The following is an 11,057-nucleotide window of genomic DNA, read 5'->3' on the forward strand; positions in this document are numbered from 1 at the left end:
ATTTTTGGAAAAATGTAAGCCGAAATATTCTTTTTACCTTACTTTTTCTATATAATGGTTGGTAATGGAATAATAACGGGAAGAAAGGCGACAGTATGAAATTTAGAAGTTTACTCCAACAAAAAAATGTTCGTCCGTATACAATGACGGCACGCTTTGGTTTAGAAAAAGAAAGTCAGCGCACCACATTTAATGGACAATTGGCTACGACAGATCATCCGGAAGTTTTAGGGAATCGCTCGTACCATCCATATATTCAAACAGATTTTAGTGAAACACAAATGGAGTTAATTACTCCTGTGGCAAATTCAATCAATGAAATGATGCGCTATTTGGCTGCTATTCACGATGTGGCTCAACGTTCAATGAATAAACAAGAAATGCTTTGGCCCTTAAGTATGCCGCCAAAATTACCACTAAGAGATGAAGATATTAAAATTGCTAAGCTAGAGCAATTTGAAGGTGTTCTTTATCGTCGTTATTTAGCAAAAGAATATGGTAAACGCAAGCAAATGGTCAGCGGAATTCATTTTAATTTTGAATTTTCGATTGAATTGGTGCAACAACTTTTTGCAGCACAAGCAGAGTATCAAACAATTGAAGAATTTAAAAATATCCTTTATATGAAAGTAGCGCGTAACTATTTACGTTACCGTTGGTTAATTACGTACCTATTTGGTGCTTCTCCAGTTAGCGAGATGGGTTACTTTACTGAGCATGAAGATCGTCCAAAAGAGCCAGTCAGAAGTATTCGTAACAGTTCTTTTGGCTATAAAAATAATGAAGAAGTCAAAGTTTCTTATGAGTCATTACAACAGTATATTGATGATATTCACCGCATGGTTGAAAATGGCATTTTATCAGAGGAAAAAGAATTTTATTCAGCTGTTCGAATGCGTGGCGGTAAACAAATGTCAGATTTGCCTAAAACTGGGATTCGCTACATTGAATTGCGAAATCTGGATCTAAATCCGTTTGCTCCGTTAGGTGTTGATGAAGATTCATTAGAATTTATTCATTTATTTATGCTATTTTTATTATGGACAGATGAAAAAGAAGCACCAAATGACTGGGTAGCAACAGGAGAATTTTTAAATGAACAAGTTGCCTTAGGACACCCATATGCTCAAGTGAAAATGATTGCAGAAGGTGATCGGATTTTTGCTGAAATGGATGAAATGATTGAAGCGCTAGGTTTGTTTAGAGCACAAAAAATTGTAGAAATTCACCGCAGTCAGCTAAGAACACCAGATCTAACAGTAGCTGGGAAAATGTGGACAATTATCGAAAGCAACTCAAACCATGAACTAGGTATTATCTTTGGTAAAGAATATCAAGGAATGGCGTTTGAACGTCCCTATCAATTAGCTGGTTTTAGAAATATGGAATTATCCACACAGCTGCTTTTATTTGATGCAATTCAAAAAGGTGTTGAAGTTGAGATTCTGGATGAAAAAGAACAGTTCTTAAAACTAAAACACAAAAATCACGTCGAATATGTTAAAAATGCTAATATGACTAGTAAAGACAGTTATATAGTTCCTTTAATAATGGAAAATAAAACAGTAACTAAAAAAGTTCTAGCAGAAGCTGGTTTTACAGTGCCGGGCGGTGACGAATTTACATCAATGGAACAGGCGGAACAAGCCTACGTAAAATATTCAGAGCAAGCCTTTGTAGTCAAACCTAAAACAACGAATTACGGTGTAGGGATTACGATTTTCAAAGAAGGGGCTTCTTTAGCAGATTATACGGAAGCGTTGAAGATCGCTTTCAAAGAAGATTCAGCTGTTTTGATTGAAGAGTTTTTACCGGGAACAGAATATCGTTTCTTTGTTTTGGATGACCAAGTACGAGCAATTTTATTACGTATACCAGCCAATGTTGTTGGTGACGGAGTGCGTTCAATCGAAGCTTTAGTAGCTGAAAAAAATCTTAATCCATTAAGAGGGACACATCATCGTTCTCCTTTAGAAGTGATCCAACTTGGTGATCTTGAACGTCTGATGTTAAAAGAGCAAAATTTACTGACTACATCGGTGCCGGCAAAGGACCAAATTGTTTACTTACGTGAAAATTCTAATATCAGTACTGGCGGAGATTCCATTGATGTAACCGATCATTTTGATGAAAGTTATAAAACAATTGCCGTTGAAGCTGTTCAGGCATTAGGAGCCAAAATTTGCGGGATTGATTTAATTATTCCTGATAAATCAGTAATAGGAACAAAAAATAGCCAGACATATGGTATCATCGAAGCGAATTTCAATCCTGCCATGCATATGCATGCTTATCCACATTCTGGTCAAGGACGTCATCTAACAATGGATGTCTTGAAGATGTTGTATCCAGAGTTATTTGAATAAGTTTGATGTTAGATAAATTAAAAAGATACTGTGTCTTACTGTGTTTAGCAGTAATCCAGTATCTTTTTTCTTAGGTTAGTATTCTAAAGCTTTAATAGCAATGGTTTGTTTGGTTTCTTCTACTTCTAAACCAGTTTTTTCTTCCCACCATTGCTTCATTTCACGTTCATAGGTTGTTGGGAAATCATCTGCTACTTCGCTCATGGTTCTTCCTTGCAAACGAGCGTAAGGGAAATTTAAAATTAGATTATACTTAAGTTCATTTAATAAACTATAGTATTGGAACATCATGTATTTTAGATCTTCTTCATCATTTTCAAGCATGACCTTTGGCGCACGATCCAGCATAAAACCAAAGCTGCGCATCATAAACGTAAAAGCATCCATATGATCTGCTTCTATTAATTCTACTTCCCGCAGTAATTTAATGTGAGTGTTTAGTGCATTAGCCAAATCTTGTTTTAACAACTGTTGATCTACCATCTTTTTTCCTCCTATTTAGTGAAATAATTTATGCCAAAAACTTTTTTTCGGCGTTTCTACAGTAGCAGGCTCCTCTTCTTTTTTCGCATATTTTTCCTCAATATCAATCACCGATTCATTGACTGCTTCTTTAGCTGTTAAAATTAGACCCAAAGCATCCGGTGAATTAGTGACAAAATCGTTAACCACAGTAAAATTCGTATTATTTTCATTAATTAGCTTTATATAACTAGATTGTAAGGCAATATCCATAGAACCGTTCAATAGAACGGTAGCGTCTGGGTGTTGTTTCAGCTCAGTTAAAAAGCTGGTTTTATTTTCAGAAGAGTTCATTTGGGTAATTGTCATTGTTAGGTAACAACGTTCTCGAAAAGTACCCATATATTTACGTTGTTCTTCGGGTTTAAGCAACGGGGTGCCATACATTGCATTGTCTAAATGTTTCTGTAAGTCATCTTGTGCCATTAATTATCTAACCTGCTTCCATTATTTTTCTTACTTTAAATTATAGCATAGAACTAGGCTAATTCACCTGAAAAGGCTGATTTTATAAGAATCTCGTGAAAGCTAAGTTCTAAAAAGGTATTGCTTTTCTTACAGCTTTCGCATAAACTAATAACTAAGAATGAAAATCATTCTCAATTAGAGAGGCTGTTTTTATTCTAGGAAGTAGAAAAAACGGAGCGAGTGTATGAAAAAAATAGGCCTATTTGTTCTCTTACTCCTTTTGATTGTGTCATCGATTTTTGTTGGAGTGAAAGATATCTCTCTGACTCAATTATTTCAATGGGATTCACAGCAGCAATTAGTATTATTAACGACAAGGGTACCGCGGACAATTAGTTTGGTGATTGCAGGAAGTACGATTAGTATTTCAGGGTTAATTATGCAGCATTTAACACAGAATAAATTTGTGTCACCAAGTACCGCCGGGACAATGGATAGTGCACGTCTAGGAATTTTAGTAGTGATGATTTTCTTTCCAAGTGCACCATTATTATTTCGGTCTTTTGTTGCGTTTTTGTTTGCCTTTGGGGGCACCTTGGTGTTTATTTACTTAACACGATTTTTACCAGCGAAAAACCAAGTGATGATTCCGTTAATCGGGGTTATGTTTGGTAACATCATTGGTTCAATAGCGACATTTTTCGCGTATCAGTTTCAATTAGTACAAAATATGTCTTCATGGCTGCAGGGAAATTTTTCTACAGTGATGAAAGGCAATTATGAGTTGCTGTATCTGACGATTCCGTTATTAATTGTGACGTATCTGTTTGCATATCGCTTTACCGTCGTTGGGATGGGGGAAGATATGGCGACAAATTTAGGCTTAAATTATCAACGGATTCAGTTGTTTGGTTTAGGCATTGTGGCATTATCCAGTGCAGTCGTTTTGATTATGGTAGGAAACATTCCATTTTTAGGTGTAATTGTACCTAATCTGGTGTCAATGCGTTATGGCGATCATATGAAAAATACGTTAGCAATTACTGCAGTTGGAGGAAGTATTTTTTTACTGGCTTGTGATGTATTAGCGCGAGTTGTAATTGCGCCGTACGAAGTTCCAGTTAGCGTTGTCGTAGGTGTGCTCGGCAGTTTTATTTTTATCGCATTATTGATGAGGAGGAAAACAGTATGAAAAAATTCTTCCACTCATTTGCGTTTAAAATTATCATGCTCTCAATCGCTGTTATTGCGGTATGCGTGTTGTACTTAACCTATAAAACCTATGGAAACTGGGCATTTGCATTAGACCTTCGTGGTCGGAAATTACTAGCATTTGTTTTTGTCGGAATTGCTGCGACATTTTCGACCATTAGCTTTCAGACGATGACCCAGAATCATTTTTTAACGCCTAATATATTAGGACTGGATTCGTTATATGTATTTATCCAGACATTATTGTTTTTCTTTTTAGGTGGGCAGCAATTGTTGGGTAATGAAACGATCGGAACTTTTTTATTAAATGTTTTATTAATGGTTGCGGTGAGTATTGTTTTATCAAGGTTTCTATTGAAAAGAGGGAACAATGATTTATTTTTATTATTAATGATCGGTATTATTTTAGGAACTTTTTTCAATAGTATTAGCACGTTTTTGCAAGTGGTGATGGACCCGAATGAATATGATCTGCTGCAAGGAAAATTATTTGCCAGTTTTGGCAATGTCAATAGCCAGTATTTATTGATTGCAGGCACTTTGATTAGTTTGTTAGCAGGATTCTTGTGGGTGAAAAGTCATGCGCTGGATGTGTTGCATTTAGGTAGCGATCAGGCAACGAGTTTAGGCATTAATGTTCCTAGATTTCAATTTGTTTTATTAACGGTGATTAGTGGGTTGATTGGGTTGTCGACAGCCTTAGTGGGTCCAGTGACTTTTTTAGGTTTTATTGTAGCAAACATGAGTTATCAGTTGATGGGAACATATAAGCATCGAGAATTATTTGTAGGCGGGAGTTTGTTATCTATTCTTTTATTAGTTTTAGGGCAATTTCTCGTTGAACAAGTCTTCCAGTTGAATACGACTTTAAGTATTGTGATTGAATTTGGCGGTGGACTATATTTTGTTGGAAAAATCATTAGCGAAAGGAAGCAGCACGTATGATTGAAATAAAAAATGTCTCAAAAAGATATGGTGAAAAAATTGTGGTTTCAGAAGTTCAATTACCGATTACTGAGCAAAAACTTACAGCTTTTATTGGACCAAACGGTGCAGGGAAAAGTACGCTGCTTTCAATGATGAGCCGTTTAATTCCTAAAGATACAGGAGAAATTTATTTAGACCACAATGAAGTGAAAACCTGGAAACAAAGTGAGCTATCAAAAAAATTATCAATTTTAAAGCAAACAAACGGGATTAATTTAAAAATTACGGTAAGAGAATTAGTCAATTTCGGTCGTTTTCCTTATAGTAAAGGTCGCTTGAAAAAAGAAGATCATGAAAAAGTCGAAGAGGCCATGAAAAACTTAGGCTTGTTGGATTTGGCTGATGAATTGATTGATACATTATCAGGTGGACAATTGCAGCGTGTCTACATTGCTATGGTCTTAGCGCAAGATACGGATTATATTTTACTGGATGAACCATTGAATAATCTGGATATGAATTTCGCAGTTCAAATGATGCAAACATTACGACGTTTAGTAGATGAGTTTGGCAAAACCGTAGTAATTGTTTTACATGATATTAATTTTGCCGCAAGTTATGCGGATGAAATTGTCGCAATGAAAGATGGACGATTGTTTACAAATGGTACAACGGATGAAATTATTCAATCAGAAGTATTAAACGAACTTTACGATATGAACATCCGAATTTGTGAAATTGAGGGCAAACGTTTTTGTATGTATTTTAATTAGAACAGTGAAAAAACGTACTTAATTTTCATGAAAATTAGGAATCTAAATGTTGAATAAACATTAAAAAATAATAATTAATCGGAGGACAAAAATGAAAAAGAAATTTTTAGCTATTGCTACGGTATCAATGCTTGCTTTATTAACTTTAGGGGCATGTGGAAATAATAATGGAGTAACAGACGGTTCAGCGGCTAAAGAATCAAGTTCAGCAGAAGCAACAACAATTACAGTAACGGATTCAAATGGTTCAATTGAAGTTCCGAAAAATCCTAAAAAAGTTGTTGTTTTCGATAACGGCTCATTAGATACAATTGATGCATTAGGTGCTGGTGATACAATTGTTGGCGCAGCAACAAAAAATTTACCGGAGTATTTATCAAGTTACAAAGATGTAGAATCAGCTGGTGGAATTAAAGAACCAGATTTAGAGAAAATTAATGAACTACAACCAGAACTAATCATTATCTCTGGTCGTCAACAAGATTTCCAAGAAAAATTAAGCAAAATAGCTCCAACTGTTTATCTATCAGTAGATGCCAAAGATACATGGAACTCAACAAAACACAATATCGAAACATTAGCTGAAATTTTTGATAAAAAAGATGAAGCGGATAAAAAGATCGCTGATTTAGAAAAAGAAATTGCTGATGTTAAAGAACAAGCAGAAGCAAGCAATCAAACTGCGCTAGTTACTTTAGTAAATGAAGGCCAACTTTCAGCTTACGGTACAGGTTCTCGTTTCGGCATCGTTCATGATACTTTTGGTTTTAAACAAGCAGATGATGCTATCGAAGCTTCAACTCATGGGCAAAGTGTTTCATATGAATATGTGCTAGAAAAAAATCCTGATATTTTATTTGTAGTAGATCGTACTAAAGCCATCGGTGGAGACGATACAAATGATAATGTTGCGGACAATGAATTAGTGAAACAAACAAATGCTGGGAAAAACGGTAAAGTTATTTCTTTACAACCAGACGTGTGGTATTTAAGCGGTGGTGGGTTAGAATCTACTCATTTGATGATCGAAGATGTGAAAAAAGCATTTAATTAAAGTATTAGAACAAGAGGGATAAAAATGTTCCTCTTGTTTTTAATTTATCTCCTATTGACGTCGATTATTTTTATATGCTACAATCCTTGTAATACATTATCTATTAAAATTAAATGTGAAGATAAGGAAAGTATTTTTCAGATAACTTTTAGAGAGTCTCGGCTGGTGGAAAGAGATAGTGAATATGGAAATGAAAATGGCCTTTGAGCAAATTGATTGAATACGTTGAAATCAATTCAGGTGCGCCTGTTATAGCGCCTCAGTATGTTTGTACTGACAGAGTGGACTTATTTAAGTCAATTGAAGGTGGTACCGCGAAAGTTTATAGCTCTCGTCCTTTTTATAGGACGGGGGCTTTTTGCTGTGAATCACTTCACTTCGTTACGATCTCATCAATCTCTAAGAGCTAAAGCTCAAAGAATTGAAGGACTACGATTGGCTACGCCAGAGTAGATGATGAACAGTACTTGGCGAGCGAAGTTACCACTTTTTACACTCAAAAAAAATACTATCCACAGCTAAAAAGCAAACTTTCTAAGCAACAAAATTTCACAAAAACATGGTAGGAGTAGTTAATGTATGAAAATATTGGAGGGAGAAATACAATGAAGAAAAAATTATTAATTGTAAGCGCAATACTAACGGGATTAGTACTTACAGCGTGCGGGGAAAATGACAAAAAAGAAGCTACTAAAACTGAGGCGGGAACAATTGCAGCTAGTCAGAAAATTGAAATCAGTTCACCAGCACCACTCTCAACTTTGGATACGACACAAACGATGGACAAAAATACGTTTACGATTGTTCAACACCTTTTTGAAGGCTTATACCGCTTTGATGACGACAGCACTCCGATCCCTGGATTAGCAGAAAATGTTGATATCAGCGAAGATGGTTTGACTTATAAATTTACCTTGAAAGATGATATCGAATGGAGCAACGGTGAACCAATTACAGCCCAAGACTTTCTTTATTCTTGGAAAAAACTTGTAACGCCTGAAACAATTGGACCAAATGCGTACTTGTTAGATAACGTAAAAAATAGTAAAGCGATCCGTAATGGTGAAAAACCAGTCGATGAAATCGGACTTTCAGCACCAAGTGACAAAGAATTTGTAGTTGAGTTGGAACAAGCCCAACCGTCATTTTTAACTGTTGTTTCTATAGGTTGGTTAGCGCCGCAAAATCAGGCATTTGTTGAAGAACAAGGGAAAGATTATGCTACAGACAGCGATCATCTGATTTACAGTGGACCATTTATTTTAACAGACTGGGATGCTTCTTCTGATACATGGACATTAAAGCAAAACCCTGAATATTATGATGCAGATGAAGTAAAGCTTGAGGAAGTTAAGGTAAATACAATTAAAGAAGAGAATACTGGGATTAATTTATATCAATCTGGTGATTTAGATTTAACACGAATTAGTGGTCAATACGTGCAGCAATACAGTGACGATCCGGGCTATATTACTTATTCTGATGTGGCAAACTATTATCTGGATTTCAATAAAAAAGCAGGAACACCGTTGGCTAACACTCATTTGCGTAAAGCAATCAGCCAAGCAATCGATAAAGATGCTTTAACGAAAAGTGTTTTAAATGATGGTTCAAAACCTTTGAATGGTTTGATTCCAAGAAACCTTTATAAAAATCCGGATACTTCTGAAGATTTCAGAGAATTCAGTGGTGACCAATCTGTTTATGATGTGAAAAAAGCTCAAGAAGAATGGAAAAAAGCTCAGGCAGATTTAGGAGATAAAATCAAACTATCATTATTAGTTTCTGACGATGATAACGGTAAAAAAATCTCAGAATATGTTCAAAGTCAGTTGCAAGAAAACCTAAATGGCTTAGAAATTACAATCAATGCTCAACCAAGAAACAACGTTTTACAAACGCGTAAAGATAAGGATTATGAATTGTCACTATCAGGTTGGATCGCAGGCAGTAGTGATTTAGATTCTTACTTTAATTTATATGCTGGCGATTCTGCATACAATTATGGTTCATATGAAAACGCTGATTATGATGCTTTAATCACTGATGCACGTACAGTTAATGCTAATACGCCGGACAAGCAATTTGAAAATTACAAAGAAGCAGAAGAGATTTTATTATCACAAGATGCAGCTCAAGTTCCGTTATATCAAAGTGCTTCAAACTATTTGATTAATCCATCTATTAAAGGAATCAGCTATCATTTATATGGAGATTACTTTAATCTGAGAAATGCATATTTAGCAGAATAGAGAGTTGTTAAACAAGAAAAGTGAATGTGCTGAAAAACATTCACTTTTTTTAATTCTAAATTTAGGAGTGAGCAAATGAGTCAATTACTAGAACGATTTTTACGTTACGTTAAAGTAAACACACGATCAGATGCAGCGAGTCAAACAACACCAACAACATTAGGACAAGTAGATCTAGCCAAATTAATTGAACAAGAATTAGTTGAACTAGGACTTTCAGAAATTCAATATAATCAAAAAAATGGATTTTTAACAGCAGCCCTACCAGCAAATACCACTAAAGAAATCCCAACAATCGGATTTATTGCCCATTTGGATACTGCCGATTATCATGCAGAAAATATCCAACCAAAAGTTTTTGAAAATTATGATGGGCAAGACGTTTTACTGAATGAAGAATTGAAAATTATCATGGAAATAGCCGAATTTCCTAATTTGAAAGGCTATATTGGACAAACACTTATAACAACAGACGGCACAACACTTTTAGGTGCTGATGATAAAGCTGGAATTGTGGAAATTATTGCTGCTATTGAATATTTAATGGCACATCCGGAAATTGAACATGGAAAAATTTTGTTAGCCTTTGGACCAGATGAAGAAATTGGACGTGGTGCAGATCAATTTGATGCTGCCAATTTTCCTGCAAAATTCGCCTATACAATAGATAGCGGTCGGGTAGGTTGTTTTGAATATGAAACATTTAATGCTGCTCAAGCAGTAATCAAAATTGAAGGAACGAGCGTTCATCCAGGGACAGCTTACGGCATGATGGTCAACGCGATTAAGCTTGGAGAATTGCTGGATGCTCGTTTACCTAAAGATGAAGTTCCAGAAAAAACACGTGGCTATGAAGGTTTCTATTTACTAACAAAATTCAATGGAAGTTTAGATTTTGCAGAACTTACGTACATTATTCGGGATCACGATAAGGAACAATTTTTAGCTAGAAAATCACGGCTTAAAAGACACGTAGAAGAAATCAATAATTCGTTGGATAAGCCAAGACTTTCAATTGAATTCACTGACCAATACTATAACATGAAAGAAATTATCGAAAAAGATATGACATCCGTTGAGCTGGCAATAAAGGCAATGGAAAATTTAGGTATTAAGCCAGATATTCAACCATTTCGTGGCGGAACAGACGGCTCTAAGATTTCATTTATGGGAATTCCGACGCCTAATTTATTTACTGGTGGTGAAAATTTTCATGGACAGTATGAATTTATTACATTAGAGTCGATGGAAACAGCGGCAAAAACGATTGTAGAAATTATTAAAGAAACGGCTATTAAATCAGGAAAATAAAAGCGAGTTTTATTTTTTTAGTAAAAAGTAGTTGACAAGATTAAGATTTTCTAATAGTATTATCTTCAATAATAAAGCTTTGAGAAAGAGGAGTAACAACACAGTAACTTTTCAGAGAGCTGATGGTGGTGTGAATCAGCAGGGGATGGGTTGTGAATGGACTTTCGAGCAAAATGTTGAATGATTAAGTAGGCATTTTCGGGAACTCCCGTTATAGAGTAAGGTCGTTGAT

The 11,057-nt window shown here is 35.3% G+C and carries 9 protein-coding genes and 2 other annotated features (1 of these 11 cut by a window edge); of the genes, 7 read left to right on the forward strand and 2 right to left on the reverse strand.

From position 1 onward, the window contains the following. Positions 1–95 precede the first annotated feature (95 nt). Positions 96–2,366, forward strand: a complete 2,271-nt coding sequence (gene gshAB, locus C240_RS07220; RefSeq protein WP_271493225.1) for a bifunctional glutamate--cysteine ligase GshA/glutathione synthetase GshB — start codon at positions 96–98, stop codon at positions 2,364–2,366. A 75-nt stretch (positions 2,367–2,441) separates the two neighbouring features. Here the strand turns inward: gshAB and C240_RS07225 are convergent, their stop codons facing one another. Both C240_RS07225 and C240_RS07230 read right to left on the reverse strand, forming a co-directional pair. Continuing rightward, positions 2,442–2,849 (reverse strand): hypothetical protein, encoded by a 408-nt coding sequence (locus C240_RS07225; RefSeq protein WP_271493227.1) that lies wholly within the window; start codon positions 2,847–2,849, stop codon positions 2,442–2,444. Positions 2,850–2,864: 15 nt separating this feature from the next. Continuing rightward, positions 2,865–3,314 (reverse strand): YueI family protein, encoded by a 450-nt coding sequence (locus tag C240_RS07230; RefSeq protein WP_271493229.1) that lies wholly within the window; start codon positions 3,312–3,314, stop codon positions 2,865–2,867. Between the two features lie 226 nt (positions 3,315–3,540). Between C240_RS07230 and C240_RS07235 the strand changes: the two genes are divergently transcribed. From C240_RS07235 to pepT, 6 genes are all read left to right on the forward strand, one after another. After that, positions 3,541–4,488, forward strand: coding sequence for an ABC transporter permease (locus tag C240_RS07235; RefSeq protein ID WP_271493232.1), 948 nt, complete (start codon positions 3,541–3,543; stop codon positions 4,486–4,488). After that, positions 4,485–5,453 (forward strand): iron chelate uptake ABC transporter family permease subunit, encoded by a 969-nt coding sequence (locus C240_RS07240; RefSeq protein WP_271493234.1) that lies wholly within the window; start codon positions 4,485–4,487, stop codon positions 5,451–5,453. Before C240_RS07235 ends, C240_RS07240 begins: the two co-directional genes overlap by 4 nt. Further along, positions 5,450–6,208 carry an iron ABC transporter ATP-binding protein gene (locus tag C240_RS07245; RefSeq protein ID WP_271493236.1) on the forward strand — a complete coding sequence of 253 codons (759 nt, stop codon included), beginning with the start codon at positions 5,450–5,452 and terminating at the stop codon, positions 6,206–6,208. Before C240_RS07240 ends, C240_RS07245 begins: the two co-directional genes overlap by 4 nt. A gap of 91 nt (positions 6,209–6,299) precedes the next feature. Continuing rightward, positions 6,300–7,262, forward strand: a complete 963-nt coding sequence (locus tag C240_RS07250) for a siderophore ABC transporter substrate-binding protein (RefSeq protein WP_271493238.1) — start codon at positions 6,300–6,302, stop codon at positions 7,260–7,262. A 109-nt stretch (positions 7,263–7,371) separates the two neighbouring features. Beyond that, positions 7,372–7,604: a binding site (T-box leader), on the forward strand. A gap of 263 nt (positions 7,605–7,867) precedes the next feature. Further along, positions 7,868–9,514, forward strand: a complete 1,647-nt coding sequence (locus tag C240_RS07255; protein ID WP_271493240.1) for a peptide ABC transporter substrate-binding protein — start codon at positions 7,868–7,870, stop codon at positions 9,512–9,514. A gap of 75 nt (positions 9,515–9,589) precedes the next feature. Beyond that, entirely contained in the window at positions 9,590–10,825 is a 1,236-nt protein-coding gene (gene pepT, locus C240_RS07260) for a peptidase T (protein ID WP_271493242.1), read from the forward strand. A 70-nt stretch (positions 10,826–10,895) separates the two neighbouring features. Beyond that, positions 10,896–11,057, forward strand: a binding site (T-box leader); it runs 68 nt beyond the window's last position.

This window comes from Enterococcus sp. 5H, assembly GCF_028128615.1.
Lineage (GTDB): Bacteria > Bacillota > Bacilli > Lactobacillales > Enterococcaceae > Enterococcus_L.

Bases quoted from the DNA above. Each gene is read 5' to 3' on its own strand.
- gshAB (WP_271493225.1), top strand. From the start codon at position 96: ATGAAATTTAGAAGTTTACTCCAACAAAAAAATGTTCGTCCGTATACA.
- C240_RS07225 (WP_271493227.1), bottom strand. From the start codon at position 2,849: ATGGTAGATCAACAGTTGTTAAAACAAGATTTGGCTAATGCACTAAAC.
- C240_RS07240 (WP_271493234.1), top strand. From the start codon at position 4,485: ATGAAAAAATTCTTCCACTCATTTGCGTTTAAAATTATCATGCTCTCA.
- pepT (WP_271493242.1), top strand. From the start codon at position 9,590: ATGAGTCAATTACTAGAACGATTTTTACGTTACGTTAAAGTAAACACA.
- C240_RS07230 (WP_271493229.1), bottom strand. From the start codon at position 3,314: ATGGCACAAGATGACTTACAGAAACATTTAGACAATGCAATGTATGGC.
- C240_RS07250 (WP_271493238.1), top strand. From the start codon at position 6,300: ATGAAAAAGAAATTTTTAGCTATTGCTACGGTATCAATGCTTGCTTTA.
- C240_RS07245 (WP_271493236.1), top strand. From the start codon at position 5,450: ATGATTGAAATAAAAAATGTCTCAAAAAGATATGGTGAAAAAATTGTG.
- C240_RS07235 (WP_271493232.1), top strand. From the start codon at position 3,541: ATGAAAAAAATAGGCCTATTTGTTCTCTTACTCCTTTTGATTGTGTCA.
- C240_RS07255 (WP_271493240.1), top strand. From the start codon at position 7,868: ATGAAGAAAAAATTATTAATTGTAAGCGCAATACTAACGGGATTAGTA.